Source organism: Synechococcus sp. UW86, assembly GCF_900474085.1.
GTDB lineage: Bacteria > Cyanobacteriota > Cyanobacteriia > PCC-6307 > Cyanobiaceae > Parasynechococcus.
Window position 1 is genome coordinate 522,239 of the sequence record NZ_UCNU01000017.1, and the last position, 24,324, is coordinate 546,562.

General features: G+C 62.6%; 28 protein-coding genes. 11 read left to right on the forward strand and 17 right to left on the reverse strand.

Features of this window, described 5'->3' with window-relative positions; all coding sequences use genetic code 11:
- Nucleotides 1–39 precede the first annotated feature (39 nt).
- From DXY04_RS11335 to DXY04_RS11350, 4 genes are read right to left on the reverse strand one after another with little or no spacing between them, the layout of a single operon-like run.
- The gene (locus tag DXY04_RS11335; RefSeq protein ID WP_114989036.1) at nucleotides 40–357 is read right to left on the reverse strand and encodes a DUF3082 domain-containing protein; all 318 of its coding nucleotides are present in this window, start codon (nucleotides 355–357) and stop codon (nucleotides 40–42) included.
- Nucleotides 354–1,277 carry a 4-(cytidine 5'-diphospho)-2-C-methyl-D-erythritol kinase gene (gene ispE / locus DXY04_RS11340; protein ID WP_115162133.1) on the reverse strand — a complete coding sequence of 308 codons (924 nt, stop codon included), beginning with the start codon at nucleotides 1,275–1,277 and terminating at the stop codon, nucleotides 354–356. The genes DXY04_RS11335 and ispE overlap by 4 nt, the downstream gene beginning before the upstream one ends.
- A 9-nt stretch (nucleotides 1,278–1,286) precedes the next feature.
- Nucleotides 1,287–2,111 carry a 16S rRNA (adenine(1518)-N(6)/adenine(1519)-N(6))-dimethyltransferase RsmA gene (rsmA, locus tag DXY04_RS11345; RefSeq protein WP_115162134.1) on the reverse strand — a complete coding sequence of 275 codons (825 nt, stop codon included), beginning with the start codon at nucleotides 2,109–2,111 and terminating at the stop codon, nucleotides 1,287–1,289.
- Nucleotides 2,112–2,125: 14 nt separating this feature from the next.
- Nucleotides 2,126–2,488 (reverse strand): YraN family protein, encoded by a 363-nt coding sequence (locus DXY04_RS11350; RefSeq protein ID WP_115162135.1) that lies wholly within the window; start codon nucleotides 2,486–2,488, stop codon nucleotides 2,126–2,128.
- Nucleotides 2,489–2,566: 78 nt separating this feature from the next.
- Here DXY04_RS11350 and DXY04_RS11355 point away from each other — a divergent pair, with 78 nt between their 5' ends.
- The 4 genes from DXY04_RS11355 to DXY04_RS11370 are packed head-to-tail and all read left to right on the forward strand — an operon-like array spanning nucleotide 2,567 to nucleotide 4,551.
- Nucleotides 2,567–3,052: a pentapeptide repeat-containing protein gene (locus DXY04_RS11355; protein ID WP_115009256.1), complete on the forward strand. Its 486-nt coding sequence runs from the start codon at nucleotides 2,567–2,569 to the stop codon at nucleotides 3,050–3,052.
- Between the two features lie 3 nt (nucleotides 3,053–3,055).
- A complete protein-coding gene (locus tag DXY04_RS11360) occupies nucleotides 3,056–3,484 on the forward strand; it encodes a hypothetical protein (RefSeq protein WP_115162136.1) in 429 nt (142 codons plus the stop codon).
- A complete protein-coding gene (locus DXY04_RS11365; protein ID WP_115082171.1) occupies nucleotides 3,481–3,915 on the forward strand; it encodes a 23S rRNA (pseudouridine(1915)-N(3))-methyltransferase RlmH in 435 nt (144 codons plus the stop codon). Before DXY04_RS11360 ends, DXY04_RS11365 begins: the two co-directional genes overlap by 4 nt.
- A gap of 36 nt (nucleotides 3,916–3,951) precedes the next feature.
- Nucleotides 3,952–4,551, forward strand: coding sequence for a 2OG-Fe(II) oxygenase (locus DXY04_RS11370; protein WP_115162137.1), 600 nt, complete (start codon nucleotides 3,952–3,954; stop codon nucleotides 4,549–4,551).
- On the opposite strand, the gene DXY04_RS11375 is transcribed toward DXY04_RS11370, so the two are convergent.
- Nucleotides 4,520–4,909 carry a hypothetical protein gene (locus DXY04_RS11375; RefSeq protein WP_244272215.1) on the reverse strand — a complete coding sequence of 130 codons (390 nt, stop codon included), beginning with the start codon at nucleotides 4,907–4,909 and terminating at the stop codon, nucleotides 4,520–4,522. The two genes, DXY04_RS11370 and DXY04_RS11375, sit on opposite strands and share 32 nt — an antisense overlap.
- A gap of 88 nt (nucleotides 4,910–4,997) precedes the next feature.
- Between DXY04_RS11375 and DXY04_RS11380 the strand changes: the two genes are divergently transcribed.
- Both DXY04_RS11380 and DXY04_RS11385 read left to right on the forward strand, forming a co-directional pair.
- A complete protein-coding gene (locus DXY04_RS11380; protein WP_115162139.1) occupies nucleotides 4,998–5,429 on the forward strand; it encodes a LexA family transcriptional regulator in 432 nt (143 codons plus the stop codon).
- Nucleotides 5,430–5,441: 12 nt separating this feature from the next.
- Nucleotides 5,442–6,716 carry a Y-family DNA polymerase gene (locus DXY04_RS11385; RefSeq protein ID WP_115008927.1) on the forward strand — a complete coding sequence of 425 codons (1,275 nt, stop codon included), beginning with the start codon at nucleotides 5,442–5,444 and terminating at the stop codon, nucleotides 6,714–6,716.
- Nucleotides 6,717–6,737: 21 nt separating this feature from the next.
- On the opposite strand, the gene DXY04_RS11390 is transcribed toward DXY04_RS11385, so the two are convergent.
- Genes DXY04_RS11390 through dnaG form a run of 3 tightly spaced genes read right to left on the reverse strand, consistent with a single transcriptional unit; the run spans nucleotide 6,738 to nucleotide 9,395 of the window.
- Entirely contained in the window at nucleotides 6,738–7,034 is a 297-nt protein-coding gene (locus tag DXY04_RS11390) for a hypothetical protein (RefSeq protein ID WP_006851716.1), read from the reverse strand.
- A complete protein-coding gene (locus DXY04_RS11395) occupies nucleotides 7,034–7,291 on the reverse strand; it encodes a hypothetical protein (protein WP_115132806.1) in 258 nt (85 codons plus the stop codon). Before DXY04_RS11395 ends, DXY04_RS11390 begins: the two co-directional genes overlap by 1 nt.
- 55 nt (nucleotides 7,292–7,346) lie before the next feature.
- Nucleotides 7,347–9,395 (reverse strand): DNA primase, encoded by a 2,049-nt coding sequence (dnaG, locus tag DXY04_RS11400; RefSeq protein ID WP_115162140.1) that lies wholly within the window; start codon nucleotides 9,393–9,395, stop codon nucleotides 7,347–7,349.
- Between the two features lie 53 nt (nucleotides 9,396–9,448).
- On the opposite strand from dnaG, the gene DXY04_RS11405 reads away from it, so the two are divergent.
- Complete coding sequence (locus DXY04_RS11405; RefSeq protein WP_115162141.1) at nucleotides 9,449–10,339, forward strand: DMT family transporter; 891 nt, start codon at nucleotides 9,449–9,451, stop codon at nucleotides 10,337–10,339.
- Between the two features lie 3 nt (nucleotides 10,340–10,342).
- Here DXY04_RS11405 and DXY04_RS11410 read toward each other — a convergent pair whose 3' ends face one another.
- Nucleotides 10,343–10,804 carry a hypothetical protein gene (locus DXY04_RS11410; RefSeq protein ID WP_115162142.1) on the reverse strand — a complete coding sequence of 154 codons (462 nt, stop codon included), beginning with the start codon at nucleotides 10,802–10,804 and terminating at the stop codon, nucleotides 10,343–10,345.
- 22 nt (nucleotides 10,805–10,826) lie between these two features.
- On the opposite strand from DXY04_RS11410, the gene ruvA reads away from it, so the two are divergent.
- The 3 genes from ruvA to DXY04_RS11425 are packed head-to-tail and all read left to right on the forward strand — an operon-like array spanning nucleotide 10,827 to nucleotide 12,223.
- A complete protein-coding gene (gene ruvA, locus DXY04_RS11415) occupies nucleotides 10,827–11,471 on the forward strand; it encodes a Holliday junction branch migration protein RuvA (protein ID WP_115162253.1) in 645 nt (214 codons plus the stop codon).
- Between the two features lie 56 nt (nucleotides 11,472–11,527).
- A complete protein-coding gene (rpsO, locus tag DXY04_RS11420; RefSeq protein ID WP_006851408.1) occupies nucleotides 11,528–11,797 on the forward strand; it encodes a 30S ribosomal protein S15 in 270 nt (89 codons plus the stop codon).
- A gap of 12 nt (nucleotides 11,798–11,809) precedes the next feature.
- Entirely contained in the window at nucleotides 11,810–12,223 is a 414-nt protein-coding gene (locus DXY04_RS11425; protein ID WP_115162143.1) for a PAM68 family protein, read from the forward strand.
- A 36-nt stretch (nucleotides 12,224–12,259) separates the two neighbouring features.
- On the opposite strand, the gene DXY04_RS11430 is transcribed toward DXY04_RS11425, so the two are convergent.
- The 8 genes from DXY04_RS11430 to trpD all read right to left on the reverse strand — a co-directional run bounded on the left by DXY04_RS11430 (nucleotide 12,260) and on the right by trpD (nucleotide 22,342).
- On the reverse strand, nucleotides 12,260–15,778 hold the full coding sequence (locus DXY04_RS11430; protein WP_115162144.1) for a DNA polymerase III subunit alpha: 3,519 nt from the start codon (nucleotides 15,776–15,778) through the stop codon (nucleotides 12,260–12,262).
- A gap of 70 nt (nucleotides 15,779–15,848) precedes the next feature.
- Entirely contained in the window at nucleotides 15,849–17,324 is a 1,476-nt protein-coding gene (gene gatA, locus DXY04_RS11435) for an Asp-tRNA(Asn)/Glu-tRNA(Gln) amidotransferase subunit GatA (RefSeq protein ID WP_115162145.1), read from the reverse strand.
- Between the two features lie 28 nt (nucleotides 17,325–17,352).
- Nucleotides 17,353–17,598 (reverse strand): DUF1816 domain-containing protein, encoded by a 246-nt coding sequence (locus DXY04_RS11440; protein WP_038555362.1) that lies wholly within the window; start codon nucleotides 17,596–17,598, stop codon nucleotides 17,353–17,355.
- A gap of 57 nt (nucleotides 17,599–17,655) precedes the next feature.
- Nucleotides 17,656–19,113, reverse strand: coding sequence for a 23S rRNA (guanosine(2251)-2'-O)-methyltransferase RlmB (gene rlmB, locus DXY04_RS11445; RefSeq protein WP_371634536.1), 1,458 nt, complete (start codon nucleotides 19,111–19,113; stop codon nucleotides 17,656–17,658).
- A 175-nt stretch (nucleotides 19,114–19,288) separates the two neighbouring features.
- Nucleotides 19,289–19,699, reverse strand: coding sequence for a Mini-ribonuclease 3 (locus tag DXY04_RS11450; protein WP_115162147.1), 411 nt, complete (start codon nucleotides 19,697–19,699; stop codon nucleotides 19,289–19,291).
- On the reverse strand, nucleotides 19,696–20,085 hold the full coding sequence (locus DXY04_RS11455; RefSeq protein ID WP_115162148.1) for an STAS domain-containing protein: 390 nt from the start codon (nucleotides 20,083–20,085) through the stop codon (nucleotides 19,696–19,698). The genes DXY04_RS11450 and DXY04_RS11455 overlap by 4 nt, the downstream gene beginning before the upstream one ends.
- A 42-nt stretch (nucleotides 20,086–20,127) precedes the next feature.
- Nucleotides 20,128–21,288, reverse strand: a complete 1,161-nt coding sequence (gene carA / locus DXY04_RS11460) for a glutamine-hydrolyzing carbamoyl-phosphate synthase small subunit (protein WP_170951414.1) — start codon at nucleotides 21,286–21,288, stop codon at nucleotides 20,128–20,130.
- A 7-nt stretch (nucleotides 21,289–21,295) separates the two neighbouring features.
- On the reverse strand, nucleotides 21,296–22,342 hold the full coding sequence (gene trpD, locus DXY04_RS11465) for an anthranilate phosphoribosyltransferase (protein ID WP_115162150.1): 1,047 nt from the start codon (nucleotides 22,340–22,342) through the stop codon (nucleotides 21,296–21,298).
- Nucleotides 22,343–22,503: 161 nt separating this feature from the next.
- Between trpD and DXY04_RS11470 the strand changes: the two genes are divergently transcribed.
- Nucleotides 22,504–24,267, forward strand: a complete 1,764-nt coding sequence (locus tag DXY04_RS11470; protein ID WP_115162151.1) for an ABC transporter ATP-binding protein — start codon at nucleotides 22,504–22,506, stop codon at nucleotides 24,265–24,267.
- Nucleotides 24,268–24,324 lie beyond the last annotated feature (57 nt).

Sequence of the window (24,324 nt, forward strand, 5' to 3'; positions counted from 1 at the left end):
GTCGTGGGGCGTCATCCAAACCCAGGCAATGAACGGACGCTAGGCAGGGTTCTGATCGCGAGCCGTAAAGAGACTGCGAAGAAACACCAGGGTCAGGCCAAGGGCCACAAAACCTGTGCTGAAGGTGGCCAGGAAGGACAAACCCACCAGAAGGGTCTTCAGGGTGACAGCGATGTTCTGGGCAATCGGCGAGCTGTAGTGCGGGGGATGAACCGCGAAATACACCACCATCCGCCGACTCAGGCCAAGGGCCAGCCAGGCCAACAGCCCGGCCGTCAGCGCTCCGGAAAGAAAACTCAGCGGACCTTTGCGCGGATCCTGTGGTTCGGGGCTCTCTGGTGTGGGGACATCAGTCATGCCTCGATCCTCACGCCATCGCTGCGAAGAGCGCAAGACCAGGCCTTCAGGCCGGCGCGGTCCAGCTGGGGAGTGAGCTGATCCTGCGCCTGGCGACATGACGCCAGATCGGAGAACAGCGCGAAACAACTGGGCCCAGAACCACTCATGGCCACCGCCAGGCTTTCGGGAACGCTGTTCAACAGATCGAGCGCCGAACGCACCGCAGCTGTTTCAGGAGCAACCACCTCCTGCAGGTCATTGCGCAGGGGAGGTGGCAACTCGCTGCGCAATGGCTGGAGCCAATCAACACTGCGCAAGGCTTGCCGGCGTTGTTCAAAAGCCGCCTCATCAGCGAGGTAGTGGGATTGATTGAGCTCACGGCAACGCTTGTAGGCCCAGGGCGTTGAAACGCTCACCGTGGGGTCTTTGACCAAGAGCACAGCCAGGGATTGAGGCGTTGGTGGCACAGCTTCCAGTTGTTCGCCTCGCCCGAAACAGAGCTGACATCCTCCGGCCACACAGAAGGGCATGTCTGAACCGAGCTCAGCGGCCATTCGCTCCAGATCCGCGGGGCTGTGGCCCAAGCCCCACAGAGCATTCAGACCAACCAGTGCCGCGGCGCCGTCGCTGGAGCCACCAGCCAGGCCAGCACCGATGGGGATGCGCTTCTCGAGATGAATGGACGCCCCCAATTCACTGAAACCCGAACGGTCCCGCAGCAACTGGGCCGCCCGGAGGATCAGGTTGTCGTCACCGACGCTGAGGCTGGCGTCATCGCAGGTGAGGCTGAGTTGTGCGTCAGCGGTGTTCTGAAAGCTCAGGCGATCCGCCAGGTCGATGCTCTGCATCACCATGGCCAGCTCATGAAAACCGTCCGAGCGCAGCCCCAGGACCTCCAGGTGCAGGTTGACTTTGGCCGGGGCCGTCACCGTGATCATGGTGGTTGTTCAGTCGCCCCGATTCAAACCCCTGGCCAGGGCGACCCAGGTGGCGGGCGCGAGTTCCTGGGGGCGTTGCTGCAGGCTGAAACCCGCGGAGGCCGCCAGCTTCTTCAAGCGGTCTGGCTCAGCCACACCCGCCAGGGTGTTGCGCAACATCTTGCGCCGCGCCTGAAACGCCTGCTTCAACAGCGATTCCACCCGGGCGGCCAGAGCCGGCTCCACCCGCTCCGAGGCCGGCAAGGGCTCCAGGCAGATCACTTCCGATTGCACCTTTGGCGGCGGCTGGAAACAGCGCGGCGGCACCGGACACACCGAACCGCACCGGGCCAGCAGCTGCATGCGCACACTCAGGGCGCTGAAACTGCTGTGGCCGGGTCGGGCACGAATCCGCTCCGCGACTTCCTTCTGCACCAGCAACACAAGCCGTTGGTAGGGCGGATCCACCGGCCGGTCCAGTCGGCCCACCAACCGCTCCAGCAGTGGGCCAGTGATGTTGTACGGAATGTTGGCCACCACCTTGTCGGCGATGCGACCATCACTCAATTCCAGTGGGGCTTCGAGAACATCGCCCTGATGGAGGCTGAACCCAGGCTGAGACTCAAAACGTTCCTGAAGACCATCCACCAGATCGCGGTCGAGCTCAATCGCATGCACCGCCTTCAGCCCCGCGGCCAGCAGACGCTCGGTTAATGCCCCGCGACCGGGCCCCACCTCCAGCACCCGATCGGTGGACTGCAGGTCAGCAGCCTCGATGATTCGTTGCAGCACGGATTCGTCCCGCAACCAGTGCTGACCAAAACGCTTGCGGGCGTGATGTCCGGAGAAACCCATGGGTCAACTGTGCATCAGCACAGCCGCTCCACATCAATCCAGCGAATCGTTCGGCGGGACGTCATCAAGGGTACGAGGGCCAGCTTGACCCGGAGCAGCTGCTCAGCGGATGCCGGATGCACAGCTCTCCAGCAACTGATCGCGCGGGCCATGCGGCGTCGTTTGGTGGAATGAAAGGCATCAAGGCCATGGCGGTCCCGATGCCCCGTGCGACGGCCCTTGACCTCCACCACCAGCAGCTGCTGCTGCCGCTCCAGCACCAGATCGAGCTCGCCCCAGCGGCAGTGCCAGTTGCGGTCCAGCAACCGCCATCCCTGCGCTTCCAGCTGCTGCAAGGCCTGCTGCTCCGCCCAGCTACCGCTGCATTGAGACCCCACCGGCTTGAACCCTCACGTCTTGGTTCAAACCATTCCCCCCTGGAACGGTTCTAGGGTTCGGCGGTGATGGTTCCGATCATGGGCAGACGCTTTACGGCCGTACTGATCTCTCTGGTGGTGTTCACATGCCAGTGGCTGATGCCGGCTCCGGCCCACGCCGCGATGGATGTGGCCAAACAGGTGTTGATTGGGGCCGACTATTCCAACAAGGACCTGCGGGGGGCCACCTTCAACCTCAGCAACCTGCGCGAAGCCAACCTGTCCGGGTCTGATCTGCGGGGAGCCAGCCTCTACGGCGCCAAGCTGCAGGATGCCGACCTCAGCGGCACCGACCTGCGCGAAGCCACCCTGGACGCCGCTGTGATGACAGGCACCAACCTTGAGGATGCCGTGCTGGAGGGGGCTTTTGCCTTCAACACCCGCTTCAGCGATGTGTTGATCACGGGGGCCGACTTCACCGACGTTCCCATGCGCGGGGACCAACTCAAAAGCCTCTGCGCCGTTGCCGACGGAACGAATTCCGTCACGGGCCGCAGCACCCGTGAAAGTCTCGGTTGCGCCTGAACCATGAGTTTTGATCCCCGCAGCCTCGAGCGCCTGCGTGAGTTAGGGCGTCAACTCCCTGCACGCCTGGCGGAACCGGAGAAGCCTGCGTCAGCTCCCAAAGCCAACCAGGTGCGCCATCGCGTTGAAACGGAGAAGAACCCCGAGGAGCTCTTCCGGGAACTGATGAAGGCCAGCCAGGACGGCACCGTTCCTGAACACCTCATGGACCGCCTGAAACAGTTGGAGGCCCAACGCAAACCATCGGCTCAACCATCGCCGTTTAACAACAACGACACCACCCCAGCCCTTGTTGCACCAGCACGCAGCCAGCCCGGACCGGGAAAAAGCACCCAGCCGAAACGGCCGAAGGTGAACCCGGGCAGCGAGGAGGAAAGCCTCTACGTGGCTTTCGGGCAGCTGCTGCTCGAGGATGAGGGAGACGACGTTTGAACCCGGCCCGTTGCCGGATTCTTGCGGTGGGCAAAGTGCGTCGTGGCTGGATTCAGGACGGCATTGACCTCTACCTCAAACGCCTGCCTGGGTTGACCATCAGCGAACTGCGCGACAGCAATCCAGACAAGGAAGCTGATGCCATCAGAGCGGCCCTGCGACCCGACGAAACCCTGATTGCACTGATGGAACAGGGCGACACCTTGGCGTCGGTTCCCTTCGCGCGACGTCTCGAGCAATTCGGCAACCAACGGCTGGCCTTCGTGATCGGTGGGGCCGACGGTCTGACGGCTGAGCTCAAGGCACAGGCCAAATGGCGCCTGAGCCTTTCACCGATGACCTTCCCCCACGAACTGGCGCGGCTGATGCTCGTAGAACAACTGTTCCGAGCCCAGGCGATTGTTCAAGGCAGCCCTTATCACCGTGCCTAGGGTTCGGCGATCGCAGCTGATCTCTCAGCCACGACCATGCTGCAAATCATCGACAACCTTCTGCCCGCCAGCGCCCTTCAGGACCTACGCGACCTCTGTGACATCCACGGGCGACTTAAGGAGGAACACGACGGTGATGCTCAATTCAGCTGGCGACCCGAAACCGGTTTTCCCCGCTCGATTCACGCAGCGGCTCAGCAAGCCGTCGTCGATCACTACCTCGACGAGGCCCTGCTCCCTCTGGCAACACCGTTCGCACCACAGCGGGCCGGAGTCGAGTGGTGGTGCAACACCAACAACGATCTCGACTGGCACATCGACAAGGACGAGCTGGAAGGTCGACGCAGCGGCCGTTTCCTGCTTCCGTTGCTGTCCACCGTGTTTTACCCCCACGTGAGCTGCGCTGGCGGCGAACTGCTGGTGGCCGACAGCCCTCCGATCGAGAACGGATACCAGGGGCCGTTACCCACATTCCGCTCGGTGATCTCGATCCCACCGGTGGTGAACCGTCTGGTGCTGTTCTCCCCCGGCATCCTGCACCGGATCAACCTGTTCGAAGGCGAGCGCTATTCCGTGGCCGTGAACATCTGGGAGCAAGCGCCCCTCACCACAACGGCTGCAGAGCCACCGGCTTGAATTTTTCGATCGAAACCGTCCAGGCCCGCGGGGAGAAAGCCTGCAATGCCGCTTTGAACGCGGCCGTATCCCCCGTGTTCAACCAGTCCGCCTTGAGCCTGGGCACGTCCTCCGGCAGCCGTTCCATCGGCAGCTCCACCAGCAGCAGGCTGTCGGCTCCAGCCGCACGCTGCAGCACACCCTGATCACTGCGCTGCCACACCCGCAGCAACAGCTCCAGCACCAGTGCATGGCCCAACGCCTCCGGGGCCTCACCCTGCGGAGCCACCTCTTTCTGAGACCGTCCCCCGAGGGGCAGGGCGCGCCGGCCCTGCTGATCGATCAGCGCCATGGCCACGAGATAAGGGGAGTCAGCCAACACCAGATATCGAAGGCCACCATCCTCACCGGACCCTCCCCACAGCGAGCAGTACATGCGTACTATTTAGCCAGTTGTCGCTGCTGCCGTGGAGCTCCAACACAGACCGCTTCCCCTGCAGCCCAAGCGCAGTCGGCTCACGCTGCCCCTGGCCGGGGAACGGGTCGCCGCAGGCTTCCCGTCCCCCGCCGATGACTACGTCGACGTGGGGATCGACCTCAATGAACAGCTGATCCGGCATCCCACCAGCACCTTTTTCCTGCATGTGAGCGGCGAATCGATGACCGACGCCGGCATCCACGACGGCGATCTTCTGGTGGTCGATCGCAGCCTCGACCCGCGCCCGGGCCAGGTGGTTGTGGCTGTGCTCGACGGTGCCTTCACCCTCAAACGCCTGATGCGTCATCACGGCCGGTTGCGCCTGGAAGCCGCCCATCCGGACTATCCGCCACTGGAGCTTCACCGCTGCGGCGAAGTGCAGATCTGGGGTGTCGCCATCCACGTGATCCATCCGCTCTGAAGCGACATCGCCATGCCTCAGGCCACGGCCCTGATCGATGGAAACAACTTCTATGCCTCCTGCGAACAGAGCCTGGATCCGGCTCTGATCGGTCACCCCGTGGTGGTGCTGTCCAACAACGACGGCTGCATCGTTGCGCGCAGTGCCGAAGCCCGTGCCCTCGGCATCCGCATGGGGACGCCGTACTTCAAGGCGCGCCGGGAGCTTGAACGGCACAACGTGGTGGTGCGCAGTTCGAACTACGCCCTTTATGCCGACATGAGCCAGCGGATGATGAGCCTGCTGGAGGCCCACTGTGAAGAGCTGGAGGTGTATTCGATTGACGAGGCCTTCGGGAGAATTCGTCGTCCCCGCGATGGCGACCTGCAGGGTTGGGCCCGCCAGCTGCGGGCACGGGCACGGCAGAACCTCGGCCTACCGATCGCCATCGGCCTAGGGGCCAGCAAGGCCCAGGCCAAGCTGGCCAATCGCCTGGCCAAACAGACCCCAGACCATGCCGGGATGTTCGACCTCGGCCAGTGCGACAACCCCGATCGCTGGCTGGAAACCATCGCAATCGAGGATGTCTGGGGAATCGGTCGACAACTGGCCCATTGGTGTCGCCTGCGGGGCGTCAGCAACGCACGACACCTCCGGGACATGCCGAGCGGTGAACTGCGCGCCAAATGCGGTGTGGTGGGTCTGCGGCTGCAACGGGAGCTGCGGGGCCATGCCTGCCTGCCGCTGGAGCTGGCACCAGCACCAAAGCAAGAAACCTGCGTGAGCCGCAGCTTCAGTCGCCCCATCACCAGCCAGGAGGAGCTGCACCAGGCCATCGCCACCTATGTGGTGCGCGCCGCCGAGAAATTACGCAGGCAACGGCAACGGGCAGCAGCCCTCACCATCTACACCCGCACCAGCCCGTTCGCTCCTGGGTTTTACAGCCAAGCCGCCAGCACGCAGCTGGACCTGCCGAGCAATGACACAGCCGTGCTGCTGGAAGCGGCACGGCCCTTGGTGGCACGGATCTTTCGCCCCCACCGACCATTGGCCAAGGCCGGCGTGCTGATGCAGCACCTGCAGAGCCACGACATCCTGCAGACCCATCTGATGGTGCCGATGAGTGAGGAGCAGCAGCAGAAACGGGAGTGCCTGATGCAGACCATCGACCGGATCAATCGGCGTTACGGGCGTGGAACCCTGCAATGGGCCGGTTGCGGACTGCAGCCCAGTTGGTTGATGCGGCGTGAGCAACTCAGCCGCGCCGCCACCACCCGTCTGCAGGATCTACCGGTGGTGAAGGCCTGACCCACAGCGTTGATCCAGGCCTCAAACCTCCTGCAGCAACTGGATGACCTGCTCACGGGTGCTGAGCAGCAAGACCATCCGCTCGCCGTGGGCGTTGAGACCCGTCTGCTCCCGCACCAGATCGGTGCTGGCCAACGCCAGTCCTCCGGTTTCAGTGAACAGCACCGGCAGGGTGCCCTGGTGCCCTCGCATGCCCTGCAGATCCAGCGCCTGACGAACAGCCCGCTGAGCCTTCTCGGAACCCAGACGCTCCACAAAGGCCGGCCAGAGGTGGTTGACCGGATCGAGCGCGGCGAAATCCAGCTGCGAATCAGTCATCAGGACGGCAACAACGCAAGGGCTTCGCTGATCATCTGCGGGGTGACGGCAATGCGCTCAAGCGGATCAGCGTTGTCGAGGTAGGCGTCAAACGAGGCGAAGCGCTCGATCACAGGGTCGGCCCCCTCGGCAGCGCAAGCCTCAACCCAATCCCCCTCCTCCGGCTTCACCGCGACGTAGGCCTGCAGCGCTTCCTCCAGATCACCGCCGTCGCCGACGCCCTCACCGTGCCAGATCGCTTCGAAGAATTCAGACATCTTCAACTCGAGGAACAGATCCTGATGCAGTTTGCCCAGACCACCGGCCCATGGCTCAGGCGGCCGGGGGAACGGTGTAACTGGCGCAACGTTGCTGATCCAGATGGCCGATGTGTTTTCGCTCGGTGTAATACAGCTCCTGGTAGCGCAGCGCATCACGGTTGAGGTCATCGAAGAGGGCCTGAATCCGCACCTCCATGTCCACGGAGGCCTGATCTGACGAAGCCTCCTGATCAATCAGAACAGCGATGCAGGATTCCAGGGTTTGGAGACGCTGGCCACCCCAGGCCTCCAACAGGTGCCGGCAGCGCTTCAAGCTTTTCTGACGCTCCAGCAGGGCAGCAATGCCCCGCAGCTGCTCCAGGGGCTCCGCCAGGGCAACACGCTGCAATTCACCTGGCTCCAAAAGGGGCGTCAGGCGAGACACCAGCGCACTGCTCTCCAGCAAGAGCTGATCGGTGAGCAAGCGGGGCAGATCGATGAGATCCAGACCCTCGCCGTCGTCGTCGCAACGGCTGATCGACTCCATGCGCCCCTCACCCAGGTTGGTCTCCTCGAGATCCGTAATGGCCGCCCAGAGATGGCGGTGATGGGGAATGGCGAAATCCTCCAGTTCGCGTTTGCGCAGTTCCTGGCGAATCGTGGCCCGATGCCGGGGGCAATGCAGATACAGCCGCAGCAGATCGGCCTCACAACGCTCCCGCAGTCCGGATTCACCGGGCTGCTCATGACGGCTGGAGCGCCCATGCCAACGCTGGCCCTTCACCTGCTGCCGCAGGTCGTCCTCGAGCTGAAGCGCCAGGCGTCCCTGGCCACCACTGAGGCGCTCCGCTACTCGTTGGAGGTAGTGGGTGCGCACGGCGGACTGGGGCAGTTTGCCCAGCAGCCCCACCAGGGCCGTGACCGCCTGTTGGAACTGGTCGGCCCGGCTGAGATCGCGCTCCTCCAGCACCTGCTCGATCTGCCAATCCAGCCAGAGGGGGGCCTGATCGAGCAGAGCGCGGTAATCGCCAGCCCCGTTCTGTTTGAGGAACTCATCGGGGTCCTTGCCTGAAGGAAGGTGCAGAACCCGCAGCTCCAGCTGGCCCTGCATCGCCAGCTGCTCCACCTCGCCGATGGCCCGATTGGCGGCACGGACACCGGCACCGTCGGCGTCGAAATTCAGAACGATCCGCTTGCTGTCGCTGACGCGGCACAACTGGGTGATCTGCTGACTGCTCAGGGCCGTGCCGAGGGAGGCCACAGCGTTGGTGATGCCGGCGGCATGCAGGGCAATCACATCGAAATAGCCCTCCACCACCACCGCCCTGTCGTCCTTGCGGATGGCGTTGGAGGCCTTGTCGAGACCGAACAGATGCTTCCCCTTCTCGAACACTTCGGTCTCGGGGGAGTTGAGGTATTTCGGTTCGCTGCCATCAAGGCTGCGTCCCCCGAAACCGATCACCCGGCCCTGACGGTCATGGATCGGCACCATGACCCGATGGCGGAAGCGGTCATAGAACCCGTTGCCCCCCTTGCGGGGAACCACCAGCCCAGCAGCCTCGAGAAGCTCAGGCGCCAGCCCCTCAACTTGCTGAAGATGCTTGAGCAGACCATCCCACTGATCCGGCGCATAGCCGAGTTGAAAGGTCTCCTGGGTGGCGGGACTCAACCCTCTGGCCTCACTGAGGTACTTGAGGGCCTCTGCTCCAGCAGGCGCCATCAACTGGCTGCGGAACCAACCGGCAGCCAGGGCCAGGGCCCGCTGCAGCTTGTCCCTGCGGGACAACTGTTGCCGCAGCCGTTCCTGCTGCGGACCATCCACCGTCTCGATCGGCAGCTGATAACGCCGCGCCAGATCCAGCACCACATCGCTGAAACTCTGGCGCTGGAACTCCATCAGGAACTTGATGGAGTTGCCGCCAGCACCACAGGAGAAGCAGTAGTAGAACTGCTTGGCGGGCGACACCGTCATCGACGGTTTGCTGTCGTCATGGAACGGACAGATCCCGACGAATTCCCGTCCCTTCTTCTTGAGCACCACGTGCTCGCCCACCACATCAACGATGTCGGCCCGTTCCTTGACGGCCTCGATCGTTCTTGGGTGCAGGCGGGCGTTCACCATCGGTCCATTCTGCGAAGTCGCAGGGTTCCGTGCACCCCGTCATTCGAACAGCCATGGCCGAACCGCAGACCCCACAGCCCTGGTGGAACCAGGACTCGGTGCGGGGCAGCCGTGCCCTGATCCTGAGCTCCCTGGCCTTCAGCCTGATGACGGTCTGCGTCAAGCAACTGAACAGTCGGCTTCCGGTGGCGGAAATCGTGCTGTGCCGGGCCCTGATCAGCATCGTTCTGACCGCTGTGGGCCTGCGCCTGGCCGGGGTCTCCCCGTGGGGCCAGCGACGGGGGCTGCTTGTGGCGCGGGGGGTGCTGGGCAGCTTGGCCCTGCTCTGCTTCTTCGAAGCGATTGACCAGCTGCCGCTCGCTTCAGCGACGGTGCTGCAGTACACCTACCCCACCTTCACCGCCGTGGCAGCGCTGTTGCTGCTGGGCGAGCCCCTGCGCCGACGCATCAGTGCAGCGGTTCTGCTGGGCTGGATCGGCGTCACCCTGGTGGTGCAACCGCAGTGGCTCACGGGAACAGCCCAACCTGCGCAACTGATCCCTGCCCTGATCGGCATTGGTGGCGCTCTGATGACCGCCCTGGCCTACGTGAGTGTGCGGCGGCTGTCGCAAACCGAGCACCCCTTGGTGATCATCCTCTATTTCCCGATGATCTCGGTTCCCCTGACCCTGCCCTGGGTTCTGCAGCAAGGGGTCTGGCCCCAAGGCATCGAATGGTTCTGGCTCCTGGGGGTCGGGGTGATGACCCAGCTGGGCCAGATCTGGGTGACCGAGGGCCTGCGCTGCCTGCCCGCCGCCCGAGCCACATCGATCAACTACGTGCAGGTGGTCTTTGCCGCAGGCTGGGGCTGGATGTGGTTCGCCGAGTCGATCAATGCCTGGCAGGTGGGCGGCGGGATGCTGGTGCTGGCCGCCACTCTGATCAGCCTGTCGGCGCGACGTTAGAGCTCAGGCTTTGTCCAAACCCAGGGGGTACGTCAGCCAGGCCTGGCGGTCGTCGGATCCGCCTTTGGGTCTGGCCAGGCGCCAGCTCTGACCACGGGAGCCCCGCTGCAGAAACAGTTCAAACGGGCTATCCACCTGCACACGGTCGCCGGGGAGCTGCCAGTCGAAGCGGCCTGAAATCCTGAGGCCCTGCTCGTCACCCAGGGAAAAACTTTCCTGGTCCTCCACCCGCACCCTACTCACGCTTGGGGCGATGGGCATCGGGGTGAGATCGAGGGAGCTGGCAATAGCCGACTGGGTGAGCTGAATCTGCAGGGCCAGCGCTTCATTCAGGAGAGCCCGTGGCGGCTGAGATCCATTGCATGCCGTCAGTGAAACCACGATCGATAGAACGCACAGCACGTGAAGCAAACGGCGCACAACGCGCTTGAAAGCAGAGACAGGCAATGACAGCTGCGGCAACATGACGCGGTTGAAACCTCACCCCATGATCGGCTGGCTTCAGGGACGACCTATGGAGTGCTGGACTCAAGGCAACCGTAGCGGCGTTCTGCTGCTCTGCGGTGGGGTCGGATATGAGGTGCACCTGACCGAGCGGCATCAGCAGAACCTTCCGGCGGACGGCGACCTGAACCTGTGGATTCATCAGGTGCAGCGGGAGGACGGCAGCAGCCTCTACGGCTTTCCCCTGCGCCAGGAGCGGGATCTGTTCCGGCTGCTGATCAGCGTCAGCGGTGTGGGCCCCCAGGCCGGTCTGGCGCTGATGCAGGAATGCAAGCCCCAGGAGCTGGTGGAAGCGATCAGCAGCGGTGATTTGCGTCGCCTCTGCAAGGCGCAGGGCATCGGCAAACGCACCGCTGAGCGCCTGGCGGTGGAACTCAGGGCCTCGATTGCGACCTTCGCGGGCGTGGATCCCGCCCCATCGCTGGCGGAAGGCGTCAGCTCGGAGCAGATGCCGGCAAGCGGTGCCGATGTGGAAGCGACCCTCTCGATGCTGGGTTACGACGATCTGGAAATCCGTCGAGCCATCCGTGCGATCGCTGAGGGCGCCGATGGCCAACCGCCTGCTGGAGACGACCAGGACGCCTGGCTGCGGAGCTGCCTGCAATGGCTGAGCCGCGAATCGGCCTGAGCCGCCCCACGCGAAGGTAAGCTGGTTGTTTGCACTGACAGGGCCGCCCCCCGCGCATGTCGCTTGATACCACCGAGAAGCAGCAGCTGATCAACACCCACCAGACCCACGGCACCGACACCGGTTCTGCCGAGGTCCAGGTGGCCATGCTGAGTGAGCGGATCAACCGTCTCAGCAGCCACCTGCAGAACAACATCCATGACTTCTCCTCACGGCAGGGGCTGCTCAAGATGATTGGCCGCCGCAAGCGCCTGCTGAGCTACATGCGCAGCAAGAGCGAGCAACGCTACGCCGACACGATCGCCAAACTGGGCATCCGCGGCTGATCGACGTCCCCCATGCCTGAGCAACGCAACGCCCTCCCCTTTGAGCCCAAAGGGTCTGGGAAGGGAAGCAAGCCTGCCTCAGGGACGCCTCGGCAGGAAGCCATTCCTCGCTACGTGGCCGATCGGATGGCTCGCCGGGTTGCTGTGTTCACAGGACTCCCGTCCCTCGCTGGGATGGGAGTTTTTGTTGGCAGTTATTTCGTCGTCACCCGTGGCATCGCCGATATCGCTCCAGGACTCACGCTGACGGGCTCCGGCCTGTTTTTTCTCCTGGGTCTGGTGGGCCTCAGCGTTGGCGTGTTGACCGCCAGCTGGGATCCTGAACCGGGTTCTCTGCTTGGCTTCGAGAACTTCAAGCCGAACGTTGAGCGGATGAAGGAGTCGATCCGGGCCCAGAAGCAGCAGCAAAAGCAATCGAAGTCCTGATCCAGTGGCGTGGATCAGGCCCTCCTGATCAGACGATCAGGTGAGCACCAGACGATCGCTGCAACGGGCTTCAAAGGATTGAGTGCGCAGTGACGCGATCGCTGCATCAACGTCTTTGACGCAGAACTGGGAACCGAGTCGCACATAGCGAACACTGTCGCCGTGGCACACCTCGGCGACCACAGGCACCTTTACGCCCAGCTCATCCCGCTCGGGACGATGTTGGTTCAGGCATTCCCGCAGCTTGTGCTGAATGGCGATGTCGCTGGCCTGATTAGAGGGGAGCTGAACCAGCAGCAGATTGAGCTCATCGACGGCACGGCAGTCGTCAATGATCAGCTGCACGCGCTCGTCACGCCGATCGACCCCAGCCCAAACCAGGAGGCGGGCTTCAGCCATCAGGTGATCTGCAAGGCGGGCATAGCACTTGGGGAACACCACGGCTTCGCAACTTCCGGTGAGATCCTCGAGCTGCAGGATCGCCATGCGATCGCCCTTACGGGTGGTGACCTGGCGCATTTCAGCCACCATCGCAATGGCACTCACCTTGGCTTTGTCTGGCTGTTCCTCCAGGGAGCCCAGACCGATGGGGGCCAGCAACTTCGACGAAGGGGTGAGCTGTTTGAGTGGGTGATCGGACAGGTAGAAGCCCACCAGATCTTTTTCGAGACGAAGCTTTTCGGTTGGGGGATAGTCCGGCACCGGCGCCGCCTTGGGTGCATGGCTGAGATCCGCCGGCCCATCGGCATCGGCCGCAGGAGTCATCAGATCAAAGAGATTGCCCTGACCGCTGTCTCGATCTTTGGCCCGTGATGAGGCCCAGTCGAGCAGCAGATCAAGATCAGCCATTAACTGAGCACGGTTGGCCTGCGGATCCATGGCATCCAGGGCACCGCAGTGAATCAACGACTCCAGACCACGGCGGTTGAGCACCGAGGATGGGATCCGGTCACACAGATCCGCCAGGGAACGGAACGGCCCATCGCTATCGCGGGCAGCGATCAATTGACGGATCGCACCATCACCAAGGTTGCGAACGGCGGAGAGGCCGAACAGGATTCGATCGCCGTTGGGGGTGAAATCGGTGAGCGAGGTATTCACATCCGGGGGCATCACCTCAATCCCCATCGCATTGCAGTTGGAGATGTAGCGCTGCACTTTGTCGGCCGCTCCGGCGTTCACCGTGAGCAGGGCCGCCATGTAAGCGACCGGGTAGTGCGCTTTCAGGTAAGCCGTCTGATATGTGACGGCGCCATAGGCCGTGGAATGGCTCTTGTTGAAGCAGTATTCAGCGAAGAGAACCATCTGATCGAACAGTTCGTCGGCGACCTTTTCATCAACGCCGCGCTCGCCAGCACCCTGAACGAAAATGCCGCGGTGCTTCTGCATCTCGGACACTTTTTTCTTGCCCATCGCCCGCCGAAGCAGGTCGGCCTGACCCAGGGAGTAACCGGCCAGATCCTGCGCGATCCGCATGATCTGTTCCTGGTACACCATGATCCCGTAGGTCTCCGACAGGATCGGCTCCAGAATCGCGTGGGCGAAGTCGATCGCCTCCCGGCCATGCTTGCGGTTGATGAATTTGGGAATCAGGCCAGCATCGAGGGGACCCGGTCTATAGAGGGCAAGGATCGAGGAGATGTCTTCCAGGGATGACGGCTTGAGATCACGCACGATCTGCCGCATTCCGCTGGATTCCAACTGGAAGATCCCCTCCAGATCACCTCTCGCCAGAAGGGCAAAGGTCTCTTCATCCTGGGGCGGCAGTTTGTCGGGGTCGACACGGGTGCCACTGCTCACCTCCACCAGTTCGAGGGTCTTTTCGATCATCGTGAGGTTCTTCAACCCCAGGAAATCCATCTTCAACAGACCCATGGATTCCACGTCTTCCATGAAGTACTGCGTGATCACCTGACCTTCGTTGTTGCGCTGCAACGGCACCAGTTCATCGAGGGGGTCAGCGGCGATGACCACACCAGCTGCGTGAACACCGAAGGTTTTGTTGGTGCCTTCAATCCGCATCGCCATGTCCACCCAACGCTTCACCGTTGGATCCGACTCGTATTTCTCGCGAAACTCGGGGTTGGGGGATTCCTCGCCGATCATCGCCTTGAGCTTGGCAGGCTTGCCGCGGACGACCGGGATCAGCTTCGCCAGACGGTCGGCATCGCCATAGGGAATGTCGAGCACCCGAGCCACATCCTTCAAAACCGCCTTGGACGTCATCCGGTTGAAGGTGATGATCTGGGCCACCTTGTCCTCGCCGTAGCGCTCGGTGACGTAGTCGATCACCTCACCACGACGCTCGATGCAGAAGTCGGTGTCGATATCAGGCATCGACTTGCGTTCCGGATTGAGGAAGCGCTCGAACAGCAGGCAGTTGGTGATCGGATCAATGTTGGTGATCCCCAGGCAGTACGCAACGAGCGACCCTGCGGCGGAGCCACGACCCGGACCGACAGGAATGTTCTGTTCCCGGGCAAAACGGATGTAATCCCAGACCACCAGGAAGTAGGTGGGGAATCCCATCTGCTCCATAATCTTGAGCTCATGGACCATGCGCTCGGCATAGTCGTCGGGCAAGGGAGCTTCAAGGCTGAGCTCGAGCCGATCCCGCAATCCCTGCTCCGTCACCTCCCTCAGATAGCTGACGGGGGTATGGCCCTCGGGAATCGGGAAGCGGGGCATTTGATAGCGCCCAAGAATGTCGTAAGGCTTCACTTTCTCGGCCACCTTGACGGTGTTGGCGATCGCCTCCTGAACCACCTCAGGCTCGAGGTGATCCCCGAAGAGAAGGCCCATCTCCTCTTCGGTTTTGATGTATTCGGTGCCGGTGTAACGCAGCCGCTTCTCATCGGTGATCAGCTTGCCGGTGAGCACGCAAAGCAAGGCATCGTGGGCTTCAACGTCCTGCTTGCTCAGGTAGTGGGCATCGTTGGTGGCAACGATCTGGATGCCGAGCTCCTTGGCAATTTTGACGATCTCAACGTTGACGATCCGATCTTCCGGGGATCCGTGATCTTGGATCTCGAGGTAGTAGTCGTCGCCGAACACCTCCTGATACCAAGCCGCCACCTTGCGAGCCACATCGGGACGACCCCGCAGAATCGCCTGGGCGATCTCACCGCCGAGACAGGCCGTGGCGATGATCAGGCCTTCGCTGTGTTGCTTCAGCAGTTCCTTGTCGATGCAGGCACGGGAGAAAATCCCGCGTCCCCGCATCCCCCGCAGGTGGCTGATGCTGGTGAGCTTCACCAGATTGCGGTAACCGGTGGCGTTTTTCGCCAGCACCACCAGGTGATATCGCTTCTCTTTCTTGGGTTGTGGGTCGTCAATGGACCCATTGATCACATACATCTCATTGCCGATGATCGGCTTGAGATCTGAACCCTGACAGAGCTTCAGCAGCTCAATCGCGCCGTACATCACGCCGTGATCCGTCAGGGCGATGGCGGGCATACCCAGCTGCTTCGCCCGATCCACCATGGCCGGCAGCTGCGACGCACCGTCCAGAAGGCTGTAGTCGCTGTGGTTGTGGAGAGGAACGAAAGCCATGGGGTCAGACTAGGACCCAACGCAAGATCCAGCGTTCAAGGGGAACACATCCCCCCACATGTGGCGCAGATCAGGGAACCAGCGGGGCTTCCGGGCGTGAAGCAAACACCTGGGCAGCCTTCTCGTACTGATGCGCCACCTGAAGCAGACGCGGTTCTTCCAACACATTGCCGATCAATTGCATCCCAATTGGCAGACCCGCCGCGCTGAATCCACAGGGAACACTTATGGCCGGGAGTCCAGCCAGGTTGACCGGTATCGTCAGCAGGTCAGCCAAATACATCGCCAGAGGGTCGTCGGCGTGGGCGCCAGCCTTGAAGGCCGTGGACGGCGCTGTTGGCGTCAGCAGCACATCCACACTCCGGAAGGCCGCATCAAAGTCCCGCCGGATCAGGGTGCGCACCTGCTGCGCCTTTTTGTAGTAAGCATCGACGTATCCGGCGGACAGGGCGTAGGTACCGATCAGGATTCGCCGTTGCACCTCAGCGCCGAATCCTTCAGCACGGCTTCGCGCCGTCATCGCGGCAAGGCTCTCGGTGTCTTCGGCACGGAAGCCGTATTTGACACCGTCGTATCGCGCCAGGTTGGCCGACGCCTCCGATGGTGCGATCACGTAGTAGGTGGCGATGCCGTCGTTGAACCGGGGGCAGCTCACCTCCACCAGTTCAGCGCCGAGAGCCTCCAGCTGGGCAGCAGAGGCCTGCACTGATGCCTTCACCTCAGGATCGAGGCCTTCGGCATCGAAGCACTCCTTGATCACGCCCACCTTGAGCCCCTTGATGGTCTGGTTGAGGCCGGCGCTGAAATCGGGAACCGCTGCATCAAGGCAGGTGGAATCGCGGGTGTCGGGCCCGGCGATCACCTGGAGCAGTTCGGCCACATCAGCAACGCTGCCGGCGAAGGGTCCCACCTGATCCAGAGAGCTGGCGAAGGCCACAAGGCCCCAACGGCTGACGCGGCCATAGGTGGGCTTGAGGCCCACCACACCACAGAACGACGCCGGTTGGCGGATGGAGCCACCGGTGTCGGAACCAAGCGAAGCGACACAACTGCCAGAAGCGACGGCCGCTGCACTGCCACCGGAGCTTCCACCCGGCACATGGGCAGTGTTCCAGGGGTTCTGCGTGGCACCGAACGCGGACGTTTCGGTTGAGCCACCCATGGCGAACTCATCCAGATTTGTCTTGCCCACCAACACACCACCGGCCTGCCAGAGCCGCTCGGTGACCGTGGATTCGTAGGGCGGCACGAACTGCTCGAGCATGCGGCTGGAACAGGTGGTGCGAACACCTTTGGTGCAGAGGTTGTCCTTAATCGCCAGTGGCAATCCCGCCAGGGGGCCAAGCGTCTCTCCGGCGGCGCGAGCTTCATCAATGCGGGACGCCTCAGCACGGGCCTGATCGGCCGTGACTTCAACAAAAGCGTTCAGCGAAGGCTCAGAACTTTCGAGCCGCTTGAGGTGCTGATCAACGAGCTCACGGGAGGAAACCTCGCCGCTCTGCAGTTGCTGACGCCACGCGCTGATCGTCATGTCCCTGCGATCCATTGCAGCAAGGACGCTATCAGCTGCAGGATCAGCCCTCAGCTGAGATGGTGAGGGGCTCGGAGCGCCTGGTCCGCAGCAGGGAATGGCTGATCGACTGGGGTTGCTCCGACTTGACGTCGTCCAGGAAGGAACTGAGCTCACTCTCCAGCCCCTTGCGGGTGATGAAAGGACCGAACCAGTAGGTCACATCAGGGCCTGACGTCTGAACACGAGCCCACCAAGCGACTCCAAAGCCATTGGCAAGGCTGCGCAGCGGCCGAATCAGGGGACTCATGGGAGGAACAGGACCTCGAGGCATTGTGCCTCGAGATCCTGTTCAAACGCACTGTTTTCAGGGAGATAGCTGGATGTTCTGATCAAACGGCAGGGCAGCATCCGGCTGCGATGGATTCAGATCCAGGTCAATCCGCTGTTCCGGGGGCTTCTCCACAGGAGCTTCAGGCTGTTCGGGCGAAGCAGGCTGTTCAGACGAAACAGGTTGTTCAGCCACAACAGGCGATTCAGCACCCGCAAGTTTGGGCCTCCGAAGCGGCGGCGACGGTGCCTGGCCGTGAATGTCCTTCATCCAGTTGCGCCGTGCCACTTCATAGACGCACAGGGCTGTGGCGACGGAAGCATTGAGGCTCGGTGTGATGCCCCGCAGCGGGATGCGCACCAACTGGTCGCAATGGCGCCGGGTCATCAGCGACAGGCCCTGGTCCTCGGATCCGGTGACCAGCACCATCGGCCCACTGAGGTCGACATCGGTGAGGGTCACATCCCCTTCAGCGGCAAGGCCCACCACCCTGTAGCCGGCATCTTTGAGCTTATCCAGGGAGCGATTGAGGTTGACCACACGTGCCACCGGCAGGTGTTCAAGGGCTCCGGCGGCCACCTTGGCGGCGGAACCGGTCAAGCCAGCACTGCGGCGCTGGGGGATCACCACACCATGGGCTCCCATGGCCTCAGCGGAGCGAACAACCGCCCCAAGGTTGTGGGGGTCGGTGACACCGTCCAAGGCCACCAACAAGGGGGGTTCCCCCAGATCCGAGCAGCCCTCGATGAGGCTGTCGAGATCAAGGGTTTCCGCCGCAGCCGTCTGCAAGGCGATGCCCTGATGAACGGACCCACCTGTGATCTGTCCCAGCCGGGCCCAGGTCACCTCTTCCACGAGAACGCCCGAGGCCTTGGCATCGCGCAGAAGCTGGAGGAATTTGGAGGCACTGCGCATCTCGGCAGTGCACCAGATGCGATGGATGGGGCGTCCGGCCTCCAACGCGGCCTGGGTGGCATGACGACCCCAGATCAGATCGTCCGCTGGCGGGGTGGCCGCTGCAGCCTCCGGGGCTGCATCCGGCCGCTGAGGACGAGCCTCATCGAAACGAGATCTGGAGCGCTGGGACGGTTGGCGCCGCTCATCCCCGGAGCGACGGCGGTCCGCGTACCGATCGTTGCGATCGCGAAAACGTCCAGGCCCTGAGCGTTCGTCTTGAGAGCCCGAACGGGATGCATTCTGATCTCGGTCGAAGGAACGGGAACGGTTGCCGAACCGCTCTTTCGGGCGATCACCGAAACGTTCTTCAGTTCGATCACCTTGTCGATCACCAAAACGATCCCCAGACCGCTCCTTGAACCGATAACCGGGTCGATCACCGGAACGCTCACCAAAGCGGTTACTGGGCCGGTCACCACCTCGCGACTGGTCCCACTCTCCATCCCGTGGAGCGCGTCGTTCGCGATATCCGCCGCCATCACGCCCAGGTTTGGCATAGGGGGAACGACCACCATCGAAACGACGGTTACTGGGCATGGGGCGACCGCTATCTGATCGCCCCATCGAGGAGCGGCCAGCGGATGCTCGTCCACTCGCCGGCCTTCCTCCTGGTGGTCGACCGCCCCCACCTCCACCTGGCCCCGAGCGGCCATCGCGGGATGGGCCGCTGGAGCGGCGTTCAAAGCGAGGGCTCATGGTGTGCGAGGCAACGTTATGGGTGGGATCCGGCTTGCTCCAAGTGATCGAAGAGCTCCGCAAGCCGGGCTGGATTGTTCAGAAACAGCCAGCCCACCATTGTCTCAAACCCTGTGGCCCTTCCATAAACCGCAGCGTCTGCACGCCGTGGCCCCCGCCCGGCACTGTTGCGACCCCGCCGCACCAGATCGAGTTCTTCTGAACAGAGGAGCTCGCGGTCTTCGAGCCAGCTCAAAAAGCGGGACTGGGCGTCTGCACGAACATCGGCCACGACAGCCCGATGCAGATCGTCAGAACGTCCTGGCCTCGACCCATGGCGGAGCCGTTGATGCAGCTCCCACACGGCATCACCAATCCAAGCCAGCTGCAATGGACCCAGCTGTTCGTTGATATCCCGGGGAGACTGGCTTCGAATCCAATCGCTCAAGCGGCCAACTGGTTGAGGGCTGTGGGCAGATCCTCCACCAGATGAAGGAACTCCTCAAGACGCACCAACTTGATGGTCTGCGTCACCCTGGTGTTGCCCACCAAAAGAAACGATCGTTTGGCATCCGTGCATTGCTTGGCCAGCTGAACGAGCGCCCCAAGGCCGGATGAATCGAGGAAATCGATCTTGCTGAGATCGAGAACAGACGGAAGCTTGTTGGCCTTCAAAACATCGCCCACGTACTCCGTGAACTGCTTCTCGGAGTAGGCATCCAGCTGACCGGTGAAATGAAACACCAAACAGCCGTCTTTCTGTTCGAATCCGCCCCGGAGAGAGACGGTCAGTCGCTGCAGTTCGCTGATGGGATCAAGCCCCCCAGGCATCATCGGCACGAAGTGTAGTGATGCTGAGCGTTGGCTACCACCTCATCAACGGCGATCGGCCATCAGCGTCACAAAGCGGGCGAAATGATGGTCGGCGTCATGGGGGCCCGGACTCGCTTCTGGGTGGTACTGCACCCCGAACACCGGCTTCTGACGGTGAGCGATCGCTGCCACGGTGCGGTCGTTCAGATTGAAATGGGTGACGTCAATGACGTCTGAATCCAGAGAATCAGCGGAGAGGGCAAAGCCGTGGTTCTGACTGGTGATTTCAACCTGGCCTGTGGTGCCACAGGGATGGTTCAAGCCGCGGTGGCCATAGGACAGCTTGAACGTCTCTCCACCCAAGGCCAGACCAAGGATCTGATGGCCCAGACAGATGCCGAACAGGGGTAGATCGGATTCCTCCAGCAACTGCTTGGCCAGAGCAATCCCATGGGTCACCGCTGCCGGGTCGCCAGGCCCGTTGGACAGGAAGACTCCGTCCGGGCGATGGGAACGAACCGTCTCCAGATCCGTGTCTGCCGGCAGAACCGTGACATCGCAACCATGGGCGACCAATCGATCGAGGATGGCGCGCTTGATGCCGAAATCGATGGCGACCACGCGAAAGGGCGCGTCGCTGCGGCGCTGCAAACGTTGATCGAAGCCAACACTGCAGGCCTGATTCCACTGGTAGGGCTCACGGGTGGTGACGCGGTCCGCCAGGTTCAACCCCTGCATCGACGGGGCCTGCTTCAGGAGCTCAAGCAACTGCGCCGGGGTCTGGCCATCGCTGCTGATCACGCCATTCATGGCCCCAACCTCACGCAGGTGACGCACCAGGGCACGGGTGTCCAAACCGCTGATGCCCACCAGCTGATGGGTCTGCATCCAACTCTCAAGGGTCTGTTCACAGCGCCAGTTGCTGGGAACTGGCGCCAGCTGGCGGGCAATCACGCCACGGGCATGGGGGCGATCAGCTTCTTGATCGTCAGCATTCACCCCGGTGTTGCCGAGTTCGGGATAGGTGAAGCTCACCAGCTGCCCGGCATAGGAGGGGTCGGTCAGCACCTCCTGGTAACCGGTCATGCCGGTGTTGAACACCACCTCACCGATGGTGGTGCCGCGATGGCCGAAGCCGACACCGGTGAGAACCGTGCCATCGGCAAGGACGAGATAAGCCTTGTCTGATGGGGAATCGGGCATCGAAGGGCCGCCGCAGGTCATCAGTCACTCATTCTCCATCTCCGTCGGACAGGGCATCCCGCAGAGCCACAAGCTTGTCCCAGGCCTCTCCCTCGTTGAGAACAGCCAGAGCCTGAGCAACAGCAGCCGGCAGATCGCTTTGCAGCCCGGCAGCCCAGAGCACCAGGGCTGTGTTGAAGGCCACAACCTCCGTCTGCGCCAGGGATCCCTGCCCCTGAAGAACGTTCTGAAGGATCTGCTGGTTCACCGCGCAGTCACCACCGCGCAGCTGATCGAGACCAGCACGGGTGAGGCCCAGATCTTCAGGGGAAACCTCCTTTGTGGTGATGCCCCCGGATTCGATCAGACGCAAGGCATTGGGTCCCGCCAAGGACGCCTCATCGAGGCCTCCAGCGCCATGAACCACCAAGGCTCGGCTCAAGCCCAAGTGCTGCAGAGCGCCCGCCATGGGATCGAGAAGTTCCGGACGCGCCACGCCAAGAACCTGCGCCTGGGGCTGCAGCGGATTGACCAGAGGCCCCAACAGGTTGAACACCGTGCGGACCCCCAGGCTGCGTCGCAGCGGCGCCAGATTCACAAGAGCTGGATGCCAGGCGGGAGCGAACAGGAAGGTGACACCGGTTCCCGGCAAAGCGTCGACCACCTTGTTCAACGGTGCCTTGAGGTTGAGGCCAAGCCCCTCGAGCACATCGGCTGAACCCACCTTGCCGCTGGCGCTGCGGTTGCCGTGCTTGGCCACATTGACCCCGCAGGCGGCGGCGGTGAAGGCGACCGCCGTGGAGATGTTGAAGGTGTCGGCACCATCACCACCGGTGCCGCAGGTGTCGACCATGGCCAGATCGGGCCGGGGGCAAGGAAGGGGGCAGGCCTCGCGCAGGACAGCCGCCATGGCCGCCAGCTCATCGGCCACCATCCCCTTGGCCCGCAGTCCAGCCAGGAACGCCCCGGTCTGCACGGGCTCGAGCTCTTCGGCCAGCCAGGCACGCATGAGAGCAGTGGCCTCATCGGAGCTGAGGTTGTTGCCCTGCAGCAGATGGTCCAAGCAACCGGACCAGGAACGCGGGTCTGAAGACATGGAGTGGAGCTGTCAGTAAAAAACCCGGGGTGCGAGGCACGCCGGGCCGGGTGATGGGGACAGTTCCACTATCCCCCAAATCAACGGATAACGACCAGCCAACAACCAGCCGTTGAAGCCGGATGCCTAGGTTGGCCTGCCAACGGGACCCACGAGCTCGCATGGCCGCCCTTCGTCTCGATCTGATCGGCCGCTATCTGCGTCCCCACCGCCGCACGGTGCTGCTGGGAGCCATCGCTCTGGTGGTGGTCAACGTTCTGCGGGTCACGATCCCGATGGAAGTGCGCAGCGTTGTGGACGAGCTGCAGGAGGGCTTCAGCTACGCCGGAGTCCTGCGCCAGGCGGGATGGGTTGTGCTGCTCGCCAGCACCATGGGGGTGATCCGGCTGGCCTCGCGACAGCTCATCTTCGGTGTGGGTCGGCAGGTGGAGGTGGATCTGCGTCAGCGCCTGTTCGAGCACATGCTCCGCCAGGAACCCGATTGGATTCAGAGCAAGGGCAGCGGTGAAGTGATCAGTCGCGCCACCAGCGATGTGGAAAACATCCGGCGCCTGCTCGGATTCGCGATTCTCAGCCTGACCAACACGCTGCTGGCCTATGCGCTGACGCTGCCCGCGATGTTGGCCATCGATCCGTGGCTGACCCTGGCCGCCGTCGGGCTCTACCCCGTGATGCTCAGCACAGTGCGCCTGTTCGGTGGGCGCATGATGCGTCAGAAGCGTGCGCAGCAGGAAGAACTCTCCGCCCTCAGCAACCTGATTCAGGAGGATCTCTCGGGAATCGGGGCCATCAAGATCTACGGCCAGGAGGGAGCAGAACAGCAGGCCTTTGCCACACGCAACCGCCGCTACCGCGACAGTGCCATTCAGCTGGCGAGAACACAAAGCACCCTGTTCCCGCTGCTTCAGGGCATTTCCTCCCTCTCGGTTCTTTTGCTGCTGGCCATCGGCAGCGGCCAGCTCGAAGCCGGTCGTCTGAGCATTGGAGGACTGGTTGCCCTGATCCTTTATGTGGAGCAGCTCGTCTTCCCAACAGCACTGCTGGGATTCACGCTCAACACCTTCCAGACCGGCCAGGTGAGCCTCGAGCGGGTGGAGGAGTTACTAAAACGGGAACCAAAGATCAAAGACCCTGATCCCTCTGATGCTCAGCCCGAGCCAACGACCGAACGCCGGGGGCGTTTCGAAGCCCGTGGCCTGACGGTTCAGTACCAGGGCGCAGAGCAGAACACCCTCAATGGCCTGAGCTTCTGCATCGAGCCTGGGGAGTTGGTGGCTGTTGTCGGGGCCGTGGGCTGCGGCAAGACCACCCTGGCTCGGGCCTTCGGTCGGATGGTTCCACTGGAACCGGGACAGCTGTTCCTGGATGGTGTGGATGTCACCCAGATGCCCCTGAAGAGGTTGCGCCGTGACGTGGCGATCGTTCCCCAGGAGGGCTTTCTGTTCACCAGCACCCTGGCGGACAACCTGCGCTATGGCGACCCTGAAGCCAGTGATCAGCGGGTTGAACTGGCGGCCGAGCAAGCCCGCCTGGCTGATGATGTGAAGGGCTTTCCCGATGGTTTTGGAACCATCGTTGGTGAACGCGGCATCACCTTGAGTGGTGGTCAGCGTCAACGCACAGCTCTGGGCCGGGCTCTGCTGATGTCGGCGCCGGTGTTGGTCCTCGACGACGCCTTGGCCAGCGTTGACAACAACACGGCTGCGGCGATTCTGGATTCGATCCGAGCTCAGGACGACCGGACCATCATGATGATCAGCCATCAACTTTCAGCCGCAGCGGCCTGTGATCGCATCCTGGTGATGGAGAACGGACGCATCGTTCAACAGGGACACCACACCGCCTTGATTCAGCAGCCGGGTGTGTACAAACGGCTTTGGGAGCGTCAGCAGGCCTCGCAACAACTGGATGCGTTGGCTTCCTGAAGAATCTCCGGGCGGTTTCTGACAACACCAACGTTCGTGGCTTAGCTGTGTAAGTAA